This window comes from Anaerobutyricum hallii (assembly GCF_900209925.1).
GTDB classification, from domain to species: domain Bacteria; phylum Bacillota; class Clostridia; order Lachnospirales; family Lachnospiraceae; genus Anaerobutyricum; species Anaerobutyricum soehngenii.
In genome coordinates this window covers 556041-576336 of sequence record NZ_LT907978.1, presented here as the reverse complement: position 1 = coordinate 576336, position 20296 = coordinate 556041, and the positions used below count along the sequence as shown (strand labels likewise).

General features: G+C 38.6%; 20 protein-coding genes. 6 read left to right on the top strand and 14 right to left on the bottom strand.

The annotated features are described in order from the left end of the window. Positions 1 to 23: 23 nt before the first annotated feature. From EHLA_RS02535 to cysK, 7 genes are all read right to left on the bottom strand, one after another. The gene (locus tag EHLA_RS02535) at positions 24 to 1250 is read right to left on the bottom strand and encodes an O-acetylhomoserine aminocarboxypropyltransferase/cysteine synthase family protein (RefSeq protein ID WP_096239203.1); all 1227 of its coding nucleotides are present in this window, start codon (positions 1248 to 1250) and stop codon (positions 24 to 26) included. Between the two features lie 14 nt (positions 1251 to 1264). Continuing rightward, complete coding sequence (locus EHLA_RS02530) at positions 1265 to 2914, bottom strand: sulfate adenylyltransferase subunit 1 (RefSeq protein WP_096239202.1); 1650 nt, start codon at positions 2912 to 2914, stop codon at positions 1265 to 1267. A 1-nt stretch (position 2915) separates the two neighbouring features. Next, positions 2916 to 3818 (bottom strand): sulfate adenylyltransferase subunit CysD, encoded by a 903-nt coding sequence (gene cysD, locus EHLA_RS02525; protein ID WP_005351652.1) that lies wholly within the window; start codon positions 3816 to 3818, stop codon positions 2916 to 2918. Between the two features lie 33 nt (positions 3819 to 3851). Next, entirely contained in the window at positions 3852 to 4166 is a 315-nt protein-coding gene (locus tag EHLA_RS02520) for a 4Fe-4S dicluster domain-containing protein (protein ID WP_021906561.1), read from the bottom strand. Beyond that, positions 4141 to 5889, bottom strand: a complete 1749-nt coding sequence (locus EHLA_RS02515; RefSeq protein WP_096239201.1) for an adenylyl-sulfate reductase subunit alpha — start codon at positions 5887 to 5889, stop codon at positions 4141 to 4143. Before EHLA_RS02515 ends, EHLA_RS02520 begins: the two co-directional genes overlap by 26 nt. An 87-nt stretch (positions 5890 to 5976) precedes the next feature. Next, positions 5977 to 6426, bottom strand: coding sequence for an RrF2 family transcriptional regulator (locus tag EHLA_RS02510; protein ID WP_021906563.1), 450 nt, complete (start codon positions 6424 to 6426; stop codon positions 5977 to 5979). 26 nt (positions 6427 to 6452) lie between these two features. Next, entirely contained in the window at positions 6453 to 7385 is a 933-nt protein-coding gene (gene cysK, locus EHLA_RS02505) for a cysteine synthase A (RefSeq protein WP_096239200.1), read from the bottom strand. Between the two features lie 511 nt (positions 7386 to 7896). Between cysK and EHLA_RS02500 the strand changes: the two genes are divergently transcribed. Continuing rightward, positions 7897 to 8847 carry an Rpn family recombination-promoting nuclease/putative transposase gene (locus EHLA_RS02500; protein ID WP_157908537.1) on the top strand — a complete coding sequence of 317 codons (951 nt, stop codon included), beginning with the start codon at positions 7897 to 7899 and terminating at the stop codon, positions 8845 to 8847. Between the two features lie 568 nt (positions 8848 to 9415). On the opposite strand, the gene EHLA_RS02490 is transcribed toward EHLA_RS02500, so the two are convergent. Beyond that, entirely contained in the window at positions 9416 to 10291 is an 876-nt protein-coding gene (locus EHLA_RS02490; protein ID WP_096239197.1) for a LysR family transcriptional regulator, read from the bottom strand. Between the two features lie 242 nt (positions 10292 to 10533). Here EHLA_RS02490 and EHLA_RS02485 point away from each other — a divergent pair, with 242 nt between their 5' ends. The 3 genes from EHLA_RS02485 (at position 10534) to EHLA_RS02475 (ending at position 12434) form a co-directional block, all read left to right on the top strand. Continuing rightward, entirely contained in the window at positions 10534 to 11157 is a 624-nt protein-coding gene (locus tag EHLA_RS02485) for a chromate transporter (protein WP_096239196.1), read from the top strand. Continuing rightward, the gene (locus EHLA_RS02480; protein ID WP_096239195.1) at positions 11154 to 11711 is read left to right on the top strand and encodes a chromate transporter; all 558 of its coding nucleotides are present in this window, start codon (positions 11154 to 11156) and stop codon (positions 11709 to 11711) included. Before EHLA_RS02485 ends, EHLA_RS02480 begins: the two co-directional genes overlap by 4 nt. 300 nt (positions 11712 to 12011) lie before the next feature. Continuing rightward, the gene (locus tag EHLA_RS02475; protein WP_096239194.1) at positions 12012 to 12434 is read left to right on the top strand and encodes an RrF2 family transcriptional regulator; all 423 of its coding nucleotides are present in this window, start codon (positions 12012 to 12014) and stop codon (positions 12432 to 12434) included. A gap of 43 nt (positions 12435 to 12477) precedes the next feature. Here the strand turns inward: EHLA_RS02475 and sdaAA are convergent, their stop codons facing one another. The 6 genes from sdaAA to EHLA_RS02440 all read right to left on the bottom strand — a co-directional run bounded on the left by sdaAA (position 12478) and on the right by EHLA_RS02440 (position 19121). After that, on the bottom strand, positions 12478 to 13353 hold the full coding sequence (sdaAA, locus tag EHLA_RS02470) for an L-serine ammonia-lyase, iron-sulfur-dependent, subunit alpha (RefSeq protein WP_096239193.1): 876 nt from the start codon (positions 13351 to 13353) through the stop codon (positions 12478 to 12480). Continuing rightward, a complete protein-coding gene (sdaAB, locus tag EHLA_RS02465; protein WP_096239192.1) occupies positions 13354 to 14022 on the bottom strand; it encodes an L-serine ammonia-lyase, iron-sulfur-dependent subunit beta in 669 nt (222 codons plus the stop codon). A gap of 52 nt (positions 14023 to 14074) precedes the next feature. Beyond that, positions 14075 to 14332: an HPr family phosphocarrier protein gene (locus EHLA_RS02460; RefSeq protein ID WP_096239191.1), complete on the bottom strand. Its 258-nt coding sequence runs from the start codon at positions 14330 to 14332 to the stop codon at positions 14075 to 14077. 94 nt (positions 14333 to 14426) lie between these two features. Then, positions 14427 to 15779: a sodium-dependent transporter gene (locus tag EHLA_RS02455; RefSeq protein WP_096239190.1), complete on the bottom strand. Its 1353-nt coding sequence runs from the start codon at positions 15777 to 15779 to the stop codon at positions 14427 to 14429. 1164 nt (positions 15780 to 16943) lie between these two features. After that, positions 16944 to 17921, bottom strand: coding sequence for a GTP-binding protein (locus EHLA_RS02445; protein ID WP_096239188.1), 978 nt, complete (start codon positions 17919 to 17921; stop codon positions 16944 to 16946). Positions 17922 to 17999: 78 nt separating this feature from the next. Continuing rightward, the gene (locus EHLA_RS02440; RefSeq protein WP_096239187.1) at positions 18000 to 19121 is read right to left on the bottom strand and encodes a CobW family GTP-binding protein; all 1122 of its coding nucleotides are present in this window, start codon (positions 19119 to 19121) and stop codon (positions 18000 to 18002) included. A gap of 610 nt (positions 19122 to 19731) precedes the next feature. Between EHLA_RS02440 and EHLA_RS02435 the strand changes: the two genes are divergently transcribed. Next, positions 19732 to 19932: a spore coat associated protein CotJA gene (locus tag EHLA_RS02435; protein WP_330399845.1), complete on the top strand. Its 201-nt coding sequence runs from the start codon at positions 19732 to 19734 to the stop codon at positions 19930 to 19932. Further along, on the top strand, positions 19929 to 20294 hold the full coding sequence (locus EHLA_RS02430; RefSeq protein WP_242970661.1) for a spore coat protein CotJB: 366 nt from the start codon (positions 19929 to 19931) through the stop codon (positions 20292 to 20294). Before EHLA_RS02435 ends, EHLA_RS02430 begins: the two co-directional genes overlap by 4 nt. Positions 20295 to 20296 lie beyond the last annotated feature (2 nt).

The following is a 20296-nucleotide window of genomic DNA, read 5'->3' as shown; positions in this document are numbered from 1 at the left end:
CTGTTTTTTGTTTCTAATGATTATTATATATTTTTTACAGCCTGTGTAAAGTCTTCAATCAAATCTTCGACATCTTCAAGTCCGACACTAATACGGATCGTATCATCATACACACCTGCATGTTCCTGTTCTTCCTGTGTGCTATGTAAATAAATAGTCGATGCCGGATGAATGACGAGTGTTCTTAAATCACCGATATTAGTGGCTATCAAGGCATACTTTAAAGAATTAATTAATTTAAATGCATTTTCTCTGGAACCTGCCCGGATTGTGAGGATGGCACCTCCAAGTCCTCCGAACTGTTCATCGACAAGTGTTTTATACGGACTGCTCTCTAATCCTGGGTAGTTTACTGTAATTCCCGGAAGTTTTTCTAATGTCTTTGCAAGTGTCAATGCATTGTTACAAAGTGCTTTCATTCGAATACCAAGTGTTTCAAGCCCTAAAATATTAAGGTAAGCGTTCATTGGCGCGAGACACCCACCCATATTTCTCCACACATCGTTTCGAAGTCTTGCTGTGTAGGCAAACTTTCCGTATTTGCTATATTCTTTCATCGCAGGATATCTCTCTTTATCCCATTGAAACTTTCCACCGTCCACAATAATTCCACTGATTGCATTTCCGCTTCCATTGATATATTTGGAACTGGAATGTATGACAATATCGGCTCCGGCTGCTAATGCATTTATAAGATAAGGGGTCGCTGTCGTTGCATCCACAATAAATGGTACGCCATTTTCATGAAGGAAATCAGATACTTCTTTAATATTTACAACATCAAGCCCCGGATTACCTATAATCTCTCCAAAAACTGCTTTGATGTTTTGATTTAAAACCGGTTTGATGTCTTCCACGGTAATATGTGGAATGAAATGTGTCGTAATACCAAACGCTTCTAAATCCTTGAATAAGTCGATGGTTCCTCCGAATAATCCGCTTCCTGCAATGATTTCATCTCCAGCACTTAATACATTTAACAGTGCTACGGTGATGGCTGCCATTCCGGAAGCACAGGCAACAGCGCCTGTACCTCCTTCCACTTCATTGATTCTCTGTTCAAATGCTGCAACTGTCGGATTACCGATTCTTGTATAGGCAAATCCTGGTGCTTTGTTTCCAAATACTTTTTCAAGATGCTCTGCAGAATCATAATAAAAAGCACTTACCTGACTGATTCCCGGAAGCGTTGCTCCATCCAGCGTATTTCTTCCTGCTTTGCCATGAAGAAGCTTTGTATTAAACTTCATTTTCGTCTCTCCTTTTAGATATGGCTCGCAACACCGTAGACATCTTCCGCATATTCTGTAAGTTTACGGATTGTCTGTACTGTACTGTCCACATCTCCTTTTTCTCCTTCTTCCCAGTGCTTGATATACTTGCTGTATTTTGCTAAGGAGCCTTTTATTTCTTCTTTATTTTTTAAGTCTTTGTTCAGAACAAGTAATACGATAATACCAGCTCTGTTTAAGTGTCTTACGACAAGTCCTACCGGCTCATCATCCTTTGGTGCATAGAGGTATGTATGTCTTCCACCTAATGTCAGTTCTTTTTCTACCTGTTCTACAAAGCTTCTTGTGATATTCTCATCTGAAAGATCAAATGGAATTGTTGCTGCTCTTTGTCCTTTAATTACAGCACGAAGCTGATCTGCTTTCTTTCCTGCTTCCTGGCCATCTTCTTTTACTTCCGTTACAACACCGCAGGCAGAAGTCATGTTTGTTACTCGGTCGATCAGGATTAATTCTCCTAATGTCTTATGTTTGCTAAACTCATCAGCCACAACACGATCGACAAATGTAATCTCACATTCTGCAATCTCATTCTTTCCTAAAGAATCGGCTGGTTTCTGTTCGCCTGTATTTACATCGATAGAGTAAAGGATTTTTGAAACGATACCAGGTACTAATCTGGTTCCTAATTTTACAAAATAATTTTTTCCACTTTCCAGTTTATCATCATCCATCCAAAGCAACGTTGCTTCTACGGAAGAAGTTACTTTTTCTCCTGCACCTGCGGATAATACACACCCTCTTGATACATCTACTTCTCTGTCAAGCTGAATCGTTACTGGCTGTCCTTTTTCTGCAGATTGTACCTCTTTGTCTGTTACGTGAATGGACTTAACGTGTGCTTTTTCCATACTTGGCAATGCAGTAATTTCATCGCCTACCTTGATGCTTCCACTTTCAATCTGTCCTTGGAATCCGCGGAACTGATGATTTGGACGACATACTCTCTGTACCGGAAGATAGAAACCTTCTTCCTGATTCTCATCAATATCAACCTGCTCTAAAATAGAGAGGATTGGTTTTCCTTCATACCAGTTCATGTTGTCAGACGCTTTTGTTACGTTATCACCTTCTGTAGCGGATACCGGAACGATATATACATTTTCCAGTCCAAGTTCTGCTTTTAATGCTTCAATCTGTTTTTCAATTTCACGGAATCTCTCTTCACTGTATTTCGCAAGATCCATCTTGTTTACAGCAAAAATAAAATATTTAATTCCCATTAATGCACAGATTCTTGCGTGACGTCTTGTCTGTACGAGCACACCCTGCGTTGCATCAAGAAGAATAACGGCTAAGTCTGCAAAAGATGCACCTACTGCCATGTTTCTTGTATATTCTTCATGTCCTGGAGTATCTGCTACGATGAAGCTTCGATTATCTGTCGTAAAATATCTGTAAGCTACATCAATTGTGATACCCTGTTCTCTTTCTGCCATTAATCCATCAAGCAGTAAAGAATAGTCTATTTTTCCACCACGACTTCCCACTTTTGAGTCAAGTTCAAGTGCTTTTTCCTGATCTGTATAAAGAAGCTTGGAATCATACAGGATATGTCCGATCAATGTTGATTTTCCGTCATCCACGCTTCCGCATGTAATAAATTTTAATAATCCTTTCATCTTAGAAGTACCCCTCTTTCTTTCTTCTTTCCATGCTGGCTGCTCCGCCGTCATGGTCAATAACACGACTGGTTCTCTCGGAATCTACTGCGCTAAGTGTCTCATCAATAATCTCGTCTAATGTATGCGCTGTAGATTCAATACCACCTGTTAACGGGTAACATCCAAGAGTACGGAATCTTACGCTCTTATGTTCAATCTTTTCACCTGGACGAAGCTTCATTCTGTCATCATCTACCATGATAATATTGCCGTCACGCTCTACTACCGGACGTTCAGCTGCATAATAAAGTGGCACGATTTCAATATTTTCACGTTTGATATACTGCCAGATATCTTTCTCTGTCCAGTTAGAAATCGGGAATACTCGAATACTTTCGCCCTGCTTAATCTGTGTATTATATAACTTCCACACTTCCGGGCGCTGGTTCTTAGGATCCCATGCCTGTTCTTTATTTCTAAAGGAGAAAATTCTCTCTTTGGCTCTTGATTTTTCTTCATCACGACGGCCGCCGCCAAATGCTGCGGTAAATCCGTATTTTGTGAGTGCCTGTTTTAATGCCTGTGTCTTCATGATATCTGTGTAGGCTGAACCATGATCAAATGGATTAATTCCCTGTTTTACACCTTCTTCATTCGTGTATACAATCATGTCAATTCCTTTTTCTTTTGCAATCTTATCTCTAAATTCGATCATTTCTTTGAATTTCCATGTTGTATCGATATGCATAAATGGGAACGGCGGTTTTTCCGGGTAAAAGGCTTTCATTGCCAGATGCAGCATTACGGAACTATCCTTTCCGATCGAATACAGCATAACTGGCTTCTCACATTCTGCTGCCACTTCTCTCATTATGTATATTGCTTCTGCTTCCAGTTCATCAAGATGTGATAATGTTCCCATCTCATTTCCTCCTTTTTATAAATGTTTTCTATACTAATATTTATTAGAATCCTTCATGTTAATCTCAATGGTCTTTGTCTGTCCGTCCGGGCTGTCAACCCTCCACACACGAACATCACCTTTTTCTTTTACAGAAAGCATGGATCCCATGCCTCCCATGTCGGCACCAAGAAAATATAAAATCGCTCCGGTGTGACATTCTTTTAAACAGGCGGTACATCCCCAGCAGTCTCTGATATTGCGGATATGTACTTTGCCATCCTCACCTTTTTTTAAGAGATTTCCGGGACAGACAGAAAGGCATCTTCCGCATCCCACACATTTATTCTGTAAAATCCGTACACTCATATACCTTTCCTCCTGTCACCAGTTCTCTGAAAATGATTTCTGTCTCGCCATCTGGCTTTCTTTTTGAATTCACATATTTAAGCCACTTGCTGCTTTCTTCCGGATAATCGGTATTCTCTCCGAAACTGTGCCACCTTGTCTCTTTTCTTGCCCGTAAATGTTCAATTAAAGTCTGGCACACGATCAACCTTTCTCTTACTTCGTAGATATCTTTTAACTCAAACATATCTTTTGCTTTAAGTTCATCAACCATTCCAAGAAGCTCACCAATTCGCTTTTTGCCGATTACCAGTCTTTCTTCATTGTACTGATAATCTGTAGCAATTCCTCCGGCATACTGATCCATAACCTTCTGCATAGCTTCTTCAAGCTGCTCTGCCGTAATGAAAAATGTATCTTCGCTGTCATTTTCTTGTGCGATTAAATGAGATTCATACTCTTTTTTCTTTAATGCAGCAGCAGTATCTATCATTGTTTCTGTTTTATGTACAGCAGCATCTTCCTTAACCGCTTTGTTCTTTTCTTTTAAAGCTTTTACATACTCTATCATGGATTCTGCTGCAATCTCACCTTCTGCTAATGCCCCGGTTACATATTTCTGTGGACAGCCTCCTGCAACATCGCCTGCTGCAAATAAACCTTTCACTGTTGTTCGTCTGCCATTATCTACCCAATAGCCGCTTGCAGTATGACCGCCGACGATGTAAGGTTCTGTACCTTCAATCTCAACATTTTCACTTGCCGGACCTCTCGAACCTTCCAGCCATTTCAAAGTCTGGCTCGGTGCCATGTTAAGGTAGGCTCTATATAAATCCTGTTCCTGCGCTGCACTGATCTCATCCGTTTTTAAATAACAAGGACCTCGTCCTTCTCTGTTCTCTGTTACAGTTCCATATAAACGTTGAGAAGTTGTAAGACCATACTTTGTCTCATAAATCTCGCCATGAGCATTCATCTGCTTTGCTCCAACTCCCTGTGCGATCGTTCCGACCGGTGCAATCGTATCTTTACATCTAAGAGCAATAAACCGCATTTCAAAAGTTGTCATTTCCGCTCCGGCTAAAATTCCCATTGCAAATCCAGCTCCAGTATTAAATGGGGAATACCACATTTTATGTCTTGAAAATCCGGGATTATTCGGACGGTAAAGCCCTGCTGCTCCGCCAGTCGCACAAAGAATAGCTTTTGCTCGGATATCATAGAAAACATTCTCTTCTATATTAAAGCCCCAGGCTCCTTTTACTTCATTCTCTTCTATTATATAATCTGTGATATTCACCCTCTCAAGCACAGTAACATTCTCCTGCGCCATTGCCGCTTCGGCTAAGAGAGGCTTAATATTCTCACCGTTAATCTTTATATTTCGATTCCCTCTTGCAACGTATTTTCCATTCTCATCTTTCAGAATAACCAGTCCCAGATCATCGAGAACTTTCGTTACATGATTCAGTCGCTCGGACATAGATAAAAGCAAGTCCTCTCTGACAATTCCATGCGCATCCTTTTTCGCATAATCCACATAGTCCTGAGGCACATGCCCCTCCGTAATATAGGCATTTAAGGCGTTAACACCAGCTGCCAGACAGCCGCTTCTCTTAATATTCGCTTTTTCCGCTATGAGAACACTTACCCCTGCTTCTTTTCCCAAAGTATAGGCAGCAAAGCAGCCTGCTGTTCCTCCACCGATGATTAACACATCTGTCTCTAATCTCTTTGTCTTCATGTCTACCCTCTTGAGTATCTAAAATTCTTATCTGATTTTATCTATCTAATTTATCTAATCTAACTAATCTAAAAATCTGATTCTAATCTAAATGTAATACATTTCCTGTCCACTCTGACTGTACTCCAAAGAAGAATCCACCAGTGTTTTTAATGTTAACTGTTTTAATAACTTATCTGTCTGATCATTCATCTGCTCGATCAGAAGTTTCTGTATCGCTGTCGATATTCCCTTTTCATCTGCTCCACTTACCACGCTTCTTTCATCTTCCAGAAGATAGCTTCCATCTAACGCATAGATCACATCTGCTACGGTAATGCTTTCCGGACTTTTAGCTAAAAGATAACCGCCCTGTGGTCCCTTTATACTTTTTACCAGCCCTGCTCTTCTTAAACCGGAAAAAATCTGTTCCAGATACTTTACAGATATCTTATTGCGTTCTGCGATACTACTTAATTGTACACATTGATTTCTGGCATATACTGCCAGATCAATCAATGCGGTAATCCCATACCTGCTTTTCTTCGAAAGATTCATTGATTGTCACCTTTCTTTTCTATAAATTATTCAGTAAATAATGCTGTAGAGTAATATCTGTCTCCTGTATCCGGAAGAAGTGCTACGATTGTCTTACCTTCATTCTCCGGCTTCTTCGCATATTCAATCGCTGCATGTAAAGATGCTCCTGAAGAAATACCAACTAAAATTCCTTCTTTCTTTGCTAAAAGTTTTGCTGTTTCAAAGGCATCATCATTCTCTGCTCTAAAGATTTCATCGTAAACCTTTGTGTCTAATACATCCGGTACAAACCCTGCTCCGATACCCTGAATCTTATGTGGACCTGCCTTACCTTCTGATAAAACCGGTGAGCTGTCCGGCTCTAATGCAACAATCTTAACTTCTGGTTTCTGCTCTTTTAAGTACTGTCCTGTACCCGTTAAAGTTCCGCCTGTACCAACACCTGCGATAAAGATATCAACTTCTCCGTCCGTATCGTTCCAAATCTCAGGACCAGTTGTTGCTTTATGGATTGCAGGATTGGCAGGATTTACAAACTGTCCTGGAATAAAGCTGTCTGAAATCTCTTCAGCAAGTTCATTTGCCTTTGCGATAGCACCCTTCATTCCTTTCGCTCCACTTGTAAGAACAATCTCAGCACCGTAAGCTTTTAAAATATTTCTTCGCTCAACACTCATTGTCTCTGGCATTGTAAGAATGATTCTGTATCCTTTTGCTGCTGCGATAGAGGCAAGACCGATTCCTGTGTTACCGGATGTCGGCTCAATGATTACGGAACCTTCTTTTAAAATTCCTTTCTTCTCAGCATCCTCAATCATCGCTTTTGCAATTCTATCCTTAACACTTCCTGCCGGATTAAAATATTCAAGCTTCACTAAAACTCTTGCTTTCAGTCCTAATTCTTTTTCAATGTTCGTAACCTCAACAAGAGGTGTGTTTCCGATCAGTCCTAATGTACCTTTATAAATGTTAGCCATTGCTTTGTTCCTCCTTATTCTAAAATCTCATTTTTTATTGATTTATTTCTTTCATGTATCTCATGGCTATGATAATATCACTATTAACCTACTTTGTAAATAGGTTTATAGGGATTTATTTTAGAACAATTTTAAAAAACCTGCAAATACGGCGGAAATATGCGGTTTTTGAGAGGTAAATTTTTTTGAAAAATGGTGATTTAAGGCCGTCAAGACTATGCTGACGCTCCCCAAAGAGAGGAAATAGACGAAAATAAAAATAATAGACCATTGCAACTGTAAAGATATCACTGCGTAGAAAATGCCTGTTCGTCATTTTTACTTGCTCTCACATTACATTTGCAATGGTCTATTATTTTTATTTTCTGTGTTTTGGCTCCAGAAGGAATGAATGCAATAGTCTCTCTACCTCCAATTTTTTCATGTTATTTTTTGGAAATTTGTTGATTTTATGTTAATTTTAATGTATCATATATTCAGACAAAATAATTTATATTTCGAGGTGAGTGTTATGAGACAAGCTGATGCACTTACGAAAGAATATTTGTCCAATAATGAGATTTTTGCTGATATTTTTAATTATCTTATTTACGATGGACAGCAAAGAATACTTCCAGATAATTTAATTGAACGAGATACTTCTGAAATTACCCTTCCACTTGGTAAGCGCGGAGAATTAGCTACCATACAGAAATTTCGAGATATTTTAAAAGGCTGTATTACTAAAGAATATAAAAATACACTTTATGTACTGTTTGGAATTGAGAATCAATCTCATATCCATTACGCAATGCCTGTCAGAAATATGCTCTATGATGCGATTAATTATTCCGCACAGATAAATGAAAAAACAAAGCAATATAGAAAAGTACGAAAGCAAAACTCTGGTTTTAAAGAAACTACAGAGGAATTTTTATCAGGGTGGCATCCAGAGGATCGCCTTATTCCAGTTATTACTGTTACCATATATTTTGGTAATGACGAATGGGATGCGGCAAAGAGCCTTCAGGAGATGTTTTCTGAGGCAGATGAATCCCTTAAGAAATTTCTTCCAGATTACAAACTTCATTTAATATCATGCAATAATATTTCCGATTTCACGAAATTCCATACAGAATTTGGCCGGCTTATGCATATATTAAAAGTAGTTTCTGACGAAAGAAAAATGGATACGCTGCTTTCTGATTCAGACTATTCTGCTTTTTCCGTTACTGCTGCACAGATTATAAACACATTTACAGGATTACATTTTTCAATTCCAGAAAAGGAGGAGACGATAAACATGAGAAACGCATGGACAGACCATAAAGAATCTGGTCGAAGAGAAGGATTTAACGAAGCAACTATCAATCACACCCAACGCATGTATAAAGCGGGCATTTCTTTGGAAGTAATCGCTGAGGTAATTGAAAAACCCGTTACCGAGGTGGAAAAGATATTGTCTAACGATTTAATTCATTAGGGGAACAGACGAAAATAAAAATAATAGACCATTGCAAATGTAAAGATATCACTACGTAGAAAATGCCTGTTCGGCATTTTTACTTGCTCTCACATTACATTTGCAATGGTCTATTATTTTTATTTTCTGTGTTTTGGCTTCACATGGAATGAATTCAATAGTCTTTGTGGAGGGATAAGGGGGAGAAATCAAAAGACTACTGCTTGTTCGGAAGATATAGCGTCCAGAAGAGAAAAATGATATATTGCAACAATATAATGATAAATTTATCATGTACAGTAACAGCTTGCGGCATCATCTTATCATCAGCGAACTTTGAAAAAAGTTCAATATATATGGAAATAATATCAGAATAAGCACAACCTTCTGTCCCCTTCCTCATATCTTTCCCAAAGACTATTAAATTCATTCCTTCTGGAGCCAAAACACAGAAAAAAGAAATAATGTCATATCCCAGATGCGGCTTCGGAGCGTGTTTAAGATGCGGATAAGCATCTTAAACACAGCGACTACAGAGCAGATGGGATATGGCATTATTTCTTTTTTCGTCTGTTTCCTCCCTAATGAATTAAAAGCCCAGAGTTTTTACCAGAAGGATGAAGTTCTTTATTGATGGAGACAAATATTTACTATGATGATACGCTATATGAATCGTATTCTGAAAGGAGAAGTCGGAGAATGTAATCTGGGCTAATCTTCCCTCTCTGACTTCTCTTTTTATCATCTGTTCGGGCAGAATCGTTACTCCTAATCCGTAATGAACGGCTTCCATAAGTGTTGTCTGGGATGTGCTTTCCCAAACAGGCATAACGGTAAGCCCGGTCTGGTTTACTGCACTTTGGAATACTTCGTACGCGCCACTACTTTTTTCTCTGAATAAAAGTGGTTCTTTCATAAATTCTTCTAATAATACTGTTTTTCCTGCCATCGGGTGCTCAGGCGCGCATATTGCGGTATATTTTTCATAAAATAATGGCTCTGCAACGATATGTTCTGACTGTATTGTTCCTCCTACAAGCGCCAGATCCAGCTTTCCATCTAGCAATTCTTTTTCTACAACAGCGGTTGTATTTATTTTCACCTGTACTTTAATTCCTGGATATCTATCCTGAAATTCCCGAATGAGTCTTGGCATATAGTATGTTCCTATATTTACACTGGCTCCTATGCGAAGCCTCCCTGTAAAGTCTGTATTTTTAAATGCAATTTCCATCTCATCATACATCGCAATAAAGTGTTTTGCATAATCAAGAAATCTTTTTCCTTCTTCTGTGATATGAAGCCTCTGATTAATTCTCTCAAAAAATCTTGCTCCATAATGTTCTTCTATTTCTTTTATGGCAATACTTACCGTTGGCTGTGTCAGATATAGTTTTTTTGCTGCTTTTGTAATGTTTTCTTCTTCTGCTACTGCGATAAAAATTCTAAAATGGCGAATAGACACGCTATTCCTCCTTTCTCAAATCCGATTTCTAACTTATAGTTTTTTATCTATGAACTTTATTATAATTATAGTATTTTTAAAATAATCTCGCAAGTGATATATTAATAATGTAAAAAGACTTAATTTTTAAATATCTTTAGAGCATGTTTGAAAAATACTTTCTGTAAAATATACCGCAAAGTAGGGTGTGCAGATTACAGGAATAATTTTTCAAACACTCTCTAGAAAGTAAGAGGGATTTTATGAAAAATAAACCGCACAAATTATGGGTGTTATTTCTTACGACACTTTATATCAGTGCTTTTACATTTGGCGGCGGCTTTGTCATCGTCACTTTTATGAAGCATAAATTCGTAGATGAACTACACTGGATCAATGAACAGGAAATGCTTGATTTTACGGCTTTGGCACAGTCCTGTCCAGGAGCAATTGCTGTAAATGCCGCTATTTTAGTTGGGTGGAATGTATATGGTCTTGCCGGAATGCTTGTAGCAACACTCGGAACGGTTCTTCCACCTATGATCATTTTGTCTGTCGTTTCTTTTTTCTATGCCATTTTTTCAACAAATGTATGGGTAGCTATCGTATTAAAAGGAATGCAGGCTGGTGTTGCCGCTGTTATTTTAGATGCCGCATGCAGCCTTGGAGAAAGTGTATTAAAAGAGAAAAGCAGCCTGTCTATTTTTATCATGACCGCTGCTTTTGTATGTGACTTTTTCTTAGGAGTAAATGTTATTTATATTATTCTTATAGCCGCATGTATCGGCATCATTCAGTTTATATGGCATCAATGCAGACCATTTTTTCTTAAACAAACACAGAAGGAAACACAGAAACCAAAATGCTTACAGGAGACGAAATTATGATTTATATACAATTATTTCTGAGTTTCGTACAGATCGGACTTTTTAGTGTCGGCGGTGGGTACGCTGCAATTCCGCTGATTCAAAGCCAGGTTGTAGAAACTCATGGATGGCTTACTATGAATGAATTCACGAATCTTATCACAATCGCAGAAATGACACCCGGTCCAATCGGTGTCAATTCTGCCACATTTACCGGTCTGCAGATTGCGGGAATTCCCGGTGCGATTGCTGCTACTTTCGGCTCGATTTTTCCTTCCTGTATTCTGGTATCTATTCTGGCACTTGTATATTGTAAATACAAAGAAACTTCAGCAATCAGTAATATTCTTTCCAGTCTGCGGCCTGCCGTTGTGGCACTCATTACTGCCGCCGGATTTTCCATGTTTCAGACTGCTGTTCTTTCTGGGCAGACTTTACGCATTTCCTCAGTGAATATCGTTGAACTTTTACTTTTTATTGCTGCCTTCGCTGCTCTTAGAAAATGGAAGCTAAATCCTATACTAATTATGTGTCTTTGCGGCGCAGGTAATTTACTTTTTGCTCTTGTAAAATAATCAAGAATGCCCCTTATTCTTGCTACGATATGCGCCCTACCGGAGGCTATATCAGATAGGGGATTGACTTCCCCCTCAACTCTCCCAAAGACTATTGGATTCATTCCTTCTGGAGCCAAAACACAGAAAAAAGAATTCCTTTCTATAGCAAATGTAATGTGGGAGCAAGTAAAAATGCCAATCAGGCATTTTCTACGCAGCGATATCTTTACAGTTGCTATAGAAAGGAATTCTTTTTTCGTCTCTTTGATAAAATATGTTATAATATATTCATGATATTAAGGACAAAAGGAGATTTTTATGATTTCTACAAAAGGACGTTATGCACTCCGTGTTATGTTAGATTTAGCGGAGCATGGAAATGAGGGATATATTCCCCTTAAAGATATTGCAAAAAGACAAAGTATTTCAGATAAATATCTGGAAAGTATACTGAAGTCTCTTGTAAAACAAAAGATGTTAAAAGGTCTTCGAGGCAAAGGCGGCGGCTACCAGCTTACCCGCACTCCTGCCGAGTACAGCGTTGGCGAGATTCTTGAAGTAGCCGAAGGAAGTCTTGCTCCGGTTGCCTGCCTGATGAAAGATGCGGATGCCTGTCCAAGAGCAGGTCAGTGCCGTACTCTGCCTATGTGGAAGAAGTTTGATTCTATGGTACACGACTTTTTCTACGGCATCACTCTAGAAGACATTCTGAACAATCCTGAGTTTATACCAGAAGAATAAGTCGTATACTGTTTATGTGGACTACTTACCTTTATGGGATTATTTATGAGGTTTTAAACCGTTCCATAATCTTTTTTGCCGATTCTGTTACTGCAAGACCACCTTTACTGGTTTCTTTCAGGCAGGATGGAAGATCATTTCCTATACGGCGCATACTATCGATTGTGTCATCTGGAGTGATCACACTGGTAATACCTGCAAGAGCAAGCTGAGCACTTGAAATCGCATTCACAACTCCTGCTACATTTCTTTTAACACAGGGAACTTCTACCAGACCACCAACCGGATCACATGCAAGTCCAAGCATATTTTTTAGGGCGAAGGTTGCCGCCTGCATAATCTGCTCATTATCTGCACCTTGCAGATATGCCAATGCCCCGGCAGCCATCGCACTTGCCGTTCCGATTTCTGCCTGGCATCCGCCAAATGCTCCGGCAATCGATGCATTTTCCGCAACAACTTTTCCGATACCGGAAGCAACAAAAAGCGCCTTCACCAATTCATCTTCCTCTGCATTTTTACTCTCTTCATAACTTAAAAGAACTGCTGGAATCACTCCACAAGAACCTGCGGTAGGCGCTGCTACGATTCTTTTCATACAAGCATTCGATTCTCCCATCTTCAATGCTTTTTCCATTGCAAGACTGGAATACTCACTGCACAGATTCTTTCCACTGGCATTAAACTGACGCATCTTTTCCCCGTCACCGCCAACCATTCCACTCTGAGACTTCAAATCTGCTTCATAGTCTTTATCTGCTTGCTGCATCGCCTTATACATAAAACGCATCTTCTCAAAAACCTGTTTTTCCGTTGCGCCACTCTCCTCCATATCGGCCTGCTGCACAACTTCCCATACTTGTTTTTCCTGCTCTTTACAAAGATCTAATAAACTTTGAATACTGTGATATTCCGTCATTTACTTTTCCTCTTCCTTTCCAAGATACGTCACCTTAAGAACGCCTTCTGCCCGTTCTAACCAACGAATTCCTTCCCTTGGAACTTCCTGATCACATTCAACAACCATAACGGCCTTTCCTCCCTTAGCAGAACGGTATAACTGCATTGTTGCAATATTCACTGACTTATGCGCAAGCATGGAGGTGACTTCCGATACATGCCCCGGCTGGTCAAGATTGTGTACGATTAATGTTGGATTCTCTCCTGAAAAATTCGTCTCGATTCCATCAATCTCTGCAATATTGATCCGGCCGCCACCAAGTGACTGTCCGATAAGCTCTAGCGTCTTGCCTGAAACACCTTTTAAATAAAGCTGTGCCGTATTCGGATGCGCTTCTTTTAACACCGCTTCCCCAAAAGAAAGCTTCATACCCTTATCTTCCGCAATGTCAATACTTGATGGAATTCGGTAATCATCTGGTTTCATACCAAGGAGTCCCGCAACCAAAGCTTTATCCGTACCATGTCCCCTGCCTGTTGCAAGAAAAGAACCATATAATAAAATCTTTGCTTCTCTGACCTCTTCTCCTAAAAGCTGTCTCGCCACAAATCCAATCCTTACTGCTCCTGCCGTATGGGAACTAGAAGGTCCAACCATGACCGGACCGATCACATCAAAAATATTCATAAATCTCTCCTTATATTTTTATTTCTGTTTTTCCTAACAAAATCAAAATGTTTTATAAGTTCTCTTCAAAAAATTTCTTCATTCCCCGATATGCCACGCCTTCATCTGTTCCACAGATCTCTACTTCCACTCTCTGCCCACATACGACATCTAAAGCCATTACAGCAATAATATTGGATGCATCTGCTTCTTTTCCCTTTACACGAATAGTAATACGGCTTTCATAAGTTCTGGCTTCCTGAATAAGAAAAGAAGCCGGACGGGCATGAATTCCCTGTTCTTCTTTAATTGTATAACTGAACCTTCTCACACTTTCTCTCCATAACTTGTGCTTGCAGCACCTTTCCCATACACTTATTTCTCTACTATATTCTCATAATATTCTCATAATCTATATCTCTATATCATCCGATTCCGCCAAGTGCAATTCCCAATACAAGAACTAAAATACAGATTGGCACATAAATATATTTACATATCGGAAAATATAATTTTGTAAATGTATTTTCTCTTCCTTTATTGACCTGTACTTCCACATATTTTTCACCCGCAATCCAGAAAAACATAATTCCTGCAATACCTGCTCCAAGTGGGCAAATATAAATAGAAAGAACGTCCATCCAGCCAGATACAATTCCCTGGATTAACAGCGACATAACGATACCAATCACTGCAATAACCAGACACGCTGGCTTTCTTCCTATATGTAATTTTTCCTGTACGGTAGCAATCGGCGCTTCATAAAGATTAATCAATGATGTCATTCCTGCAAATAACACCGCTACAAAGAAAATCATTGCAATCAATGTACTTCCCGGCATTGATTTTATAAGATTCGGTAAATAAATAAAGAGCAGACCAGGACCTCCCTGATTAAGCTGCGCCCCTGTCGTTGCCATCGCAGGAATAATAACAAGTGCTGCAAGCATTGCTGCTACTGTATCAAAAAATGCAACTCTTCCTGCCGATGCCGGAATATCTTCTTCATCAGAAAGATAGGAACCATAGATCAACGTTCCATTTCCCGCAACAGACAGAGAGAAAAATGCCTGCCCAAGTGCAAATATCCATGTTTTTGGACTTAATAACGCTGCTTTATCTACACGAAAAATATAATGATATCCTGCAGCAGCTCCCGGCTGAAAAAACACATATATGCCAAGAATAACAAACAATATAAAAAATACCGGCATCAATATTTTATTTGCCTTTTCGATTCCCCTTCCTACACCGAACATCAAAATAGCCATGCATATAATCAACGCACCAATCTGCCACAGGTTATTACCAAATGCAGATGCCATACTTCCAAAACGTCCGCCAAAATCTTCTATACTTTCCGGAGCAAGCGTTGCTCCTGTAAATGTACCAACAGCATACTTTAAAATCCAGCCCATAACTACTGTATAACCAATTGCCATTGCAAGAGATCCAAGCACCGGAATCATTCCAAGAGCCTCCCCAATCTTCCTTTTTCCCTTCTGTTCACAAATCATACCAAAGGCATCAATCGGTCCGGATCTTGCAGCTCGTCCAAGACTCATCTCTCCTATAACACCAGTTGATCCGATCAAGATAACAAAAATAAAATACGGAATTAAAAATGAACCTCCACCATAGAGAGAAACTCTGGTAGAAAACATCCATATATTTCCCATTCCTACTGCGGAACCGATACAGGCAAGAATAAATCCCCACCGGCTGTTAAACGACTCCCTGCTGTCTTTCCCATTACTTTTTACTGACTTTTCCTTCATGCTTTTACAACTTTTTTCTTCTTGCCCATTGCATCAACAGTATCTCTGTCTCCACCGGACACTCTAAAAGCCTTTCCTCCTGTTTTCTTATTATGTACTCTTATAATATTTTCTGTAAATATGAACACAGAAAAAAATCTTAGAACACATTTCTTATCTTGGACATGCTCTTTTATCATTTCTTTTCAGAATCTGTAAAATATTATTTTATAGCATACCCACATAGTATTATTATAAATACACAAGAATAAAAACTCAACTACGAATTTGTAGATTTCGTGTAGACGAAAAAAGAAAAATACCATATCCCATCTGCTCTATAGTCGCTGTGTTTAAAATGCTCATTCGCATCTTAAACACGCTCCGAAGCCGCATCTGGGATATGGTATTTTTCTTTTTTCTGACTATCTAAATCCACAATTAGTGAGAATAGGGATTAAATACTAATTTGAAAGACTAAAGAAACGAAAACCAGAAATTTAAGATAGAAGAAAATGTGAAGATAGTCGCGGCGTAGAAAATGCCTGTTCGGCATTTTTACTGGCTCCGACATCACATTTTCTTCTATCTTAAATTTCGGGTTTTCTGCTTTTTGGCTCCAGAAGGAAATTAGTATTTGGATTTGAGTAAGAAGAAGGGGATTGTCCAGAATGCTATGGTTTTCATTGGAATGAACATCTCTAGAAGAAGATACTTTCTTACTCGATTGTATAAAAATTATATTTATCTACTCCTACCTCATGGAGAATTTTTTCTCTGGTTAACTCTCATAATCTTCTGGAAAATCCCTTTTTCTTTCCAACAGAAATCACTAATTTGCTATTTGTTATCAAAACCAGACAGCCGCTAAAACAAAATTTTATGCTGAATTGTAGGAAAACTATGATAAAGAACAAAGAATTGTTATAAGTTTGATTTTGTTCCGTTGCACTGCGGAATTCTGACCATAGCCTTCTGGGCAATCCCCTTATTCCCATCCAAGATTTAAATACTAATTTTCATCTGGAGCCAAAGCACAGAAAAGCAGAAATTTAATAGAAAAGAAAATGTGATGTCAGAGCGAGTAAAAATGCCGAGCAGGCATTTTCTGCGAAGCGACTATCTTCACATTTTCTTTTCTATTAAATTTCTGCTTTTCGTCTCTTTAGTCCATCAAATTAGTATTTAAAAATATACTAATTCTTCTTCTGGCGGTTCTGCTGCTTCAATTCGTTTGGCGTATAGTACCGGTCCTTTATCTTTATATTCTTCGTTATATTCTACTTTTACTTCTGCGGTAAGTATAATCCACATCTTATTCTTAAGAGATTTAATTGTAGAGGACTTCGCATGGTTTGTATGGCAAAGATATCCAATGAACTGAATATCATCAGCACAACATGTCATCGCATGTCGACCCGGAACGAAAGTTCCCTTTGGCATACGCATTGCTTTAAATACTCTTGTTTTCATTACCATAGTCTTTCCGTCATAGAGTTCAGGACGTTCCATGGCATCAATAAACCATACTCCATAATCATCATCTTCAAGATGAATCTCATCTCCGCTGATATCAAATGGTAACTCTTCCTCTTCTTCTCCCATGTCTTCACCTGGAACCATTGAATCAAAAACAACCTGAACACTACGGTTTACTGCTTTAATGCTTCTTCTGTAAGTTGCTCTTGGTGTTGCCTTCGTACAGCGGTTAATAATAACCAATTCTGCCATCTTAAACATTTCTACAGCAAGGGAACGCATATTGTTCATATATAAATCAAATGTTTCCGCATTAGCACTTACAATTGTCTGGAATATCATAAGTGGAGTTCCTTCTAACGCTTCTACCATATGATCAATGGTCCACATACCGTTATATTCTATAATCACGCGGTCCGGATAGTGCTCCAAAAGTTTACTGGTAAGAAATTCTGTATTAAAATCTTCCTGATCTTCTACATAGACAAGTGTTGTATTCGTTCTTTTTAACAGTTCTTCATCATATTCTTCCATTCCCTCTTCACAGGCGAATAAAAGTGTTCTCTCTCCATCGTTAAAATAATCTTCTTCCAGCGTTTCCTGAATAAAGGTTGTCTTTCCGGCCTCTAAAAATCCCATAAATAAATATACCGGGATTTCCAGCTTCTTCTTTCTACTTAACATACATCTCCTCCTGTGGGCTTTTGTGTATTCTTAAAATCTTTCGTCCCTGTTTTTATCAAAAATTCCCAGGATACATTTTTATAAACCAAAAAGCTCTGCCAGCTTGTCTTCATTAAGTTTTGAGCCAATAACGCAAATTCGTCCAGTATATTCTGCTGAACCGTAACGTACTTCATCTTCACCTGGTACAAGATCAAAATGAATCCATTTACCGTTTTCATCCGGTACAATACCCTTTGCTCTTAAGATAATTCCATACTCATTGGAGTCTTCTTTAGATAATGTATCAAGAATTGCTCGAATTCCTTCTTCTGTATACTTCTTCGGAGTTTCTTTTCCCCAGCTTGTAAATACTTCATCCGCATGATGGTGGTGATGATCATGACCACAGCAATCATGGTCATGGTCATGATGATGTTCATGACATTCATGGTCGTGGTCGTGATGATGCTCGTGGCATTCATGATCATGGTCGTGATGATGCTCGTGACATTCATGATCGTGGTCGTGATGATGTTCGTGACATTCTTCACCATGTTCATGATGATGTCCACATTCAGGACAAACCTGTGCTGCCTCCATCAATTCTTTAGCAAAATCATTCTCACCTTCCATTACTTCAAGAAGCTGTGCCCCACTAAGCTCTTCCCAAGGAGTTGTCACAATCGGACATTTTCCATTAATATCACGAAGAAGCGCTACTGCCTTCTCTAACTTATCTTCTTTTACATTCTGTGAACGGCTTAAGATTACTGCGCTGGCAAACTCAACCTGATTACGATAAAATTCTCCAAAGTTTTTCAGATACATTTTCGCTCTCATCGCATCCGCAACAGTGATATGACTGTTTAATACAACATTCTCTTCTGCATCCACAACTTTTTGTACTGCTTTCATAACATCAGAAAGCTTGCCAACTCCTGAAGGTTCGATGATAATACGATCCGGTGTATACTGTTCTAACACATCTTTTAAAGCTGTATTAAAATCACCAACTAAAGAACAGCAAATACATCCGGAATTCATTTCATTAATCTGAATACCAGACTCTTTTAAAAATCCACCGTCAATACCAATCTCACCAAATTCGTTCTCGATCAGAACAACCTTCTGACCCTTCAGTCCTTCTTCAATAAGTTTTTTAATTAAAGTTGTTTTTCCGGCTCCAAGAAAACCAGAAATAATATCTATCTTTGTCATTGTTCCATTCCTTTCTCTACAAAAAATAAAGCAATTTATATTCAATCTTATATTATACAGTTCAGATTACAAAAATGCAAGGCGTGTGCAATTTCTTTTTATTCAAGTCGAGCTGTTACTCACCACCTGAAAGAGGTGGGAGTCTTCTCGACTGAGATAAAAAAAGTCTTCCGAAAAAACAGATTCTCCGGAAGACTCTCTCACTGTTTTGGGGATTTCTAATATGTTATTTTGGGGAACTAACATATTCTGAAATAAAACAGTTATTTTTATATTATACTCCCTCCCGCATATTTCTGTCAATTTGTACACTCTCCAAACTTTTGAATCACTTTCTGATACTCTTATAACAATATCCATAAAATATTACATTTGCTAATCCGGATTTCTTGTATTTTTATAACATATTATTTATTGAATTTGTATACAGTCTGAAATGCATATCTTACGGACACATTCTATTCCTTGTCATATATATAAATTATAGTAACTGTTCAGACTAACTTTTCAAAATAAATCCATCCACAAATTTAAATACAGATTCCATAATAGTTTAGAATCTGTATTACTCTGAATAGTTATGAATCTTACAAAACAAGGAGATGCTTTTATGATGGATAATTCTTATCACTCTTCCTGTTCATGTACACAGGAAAAGGAAACTGTAAAACTTGATTCCCTGCCTCTTGCTATGGCTTATGTACCATGGCAGAAATGGCAGAATATATATAAACCAGAAAACGCATTATGTGCTGGCACAATCTTTCAGGAACTTGATCTGGCTTTTCTTGGAAGGAGGTGCCGAAAATGATGCAAAATATAAATTCTTCTGAAAACTGCAATTTAAACTGTAATTATAATCGAAACATGAATTCTAATTCCAATCATAACCGCAATTATAACAACGGCTGCAGCTGCTGCGCCGAGCAAAAAAAACTCAAGCGTTATATTGATCTTGTAAGCTTTGCTGCACTAGACTGTGCCATGTTTCTTGATACACATCCCGAAAGCAAAGAAGCTTTAGAATATTTTGAATATTATAAAAATGCAAGAAAACAGGCCATCAAAGAATATAGCAGCCGCTTCTCACCTCTGAATCTTGATACAGTTCCAAAAGACACAGAATTCTGGGCATGGGCCAATAAACCATGGCCATGGGAAATGGAGGGATAGGT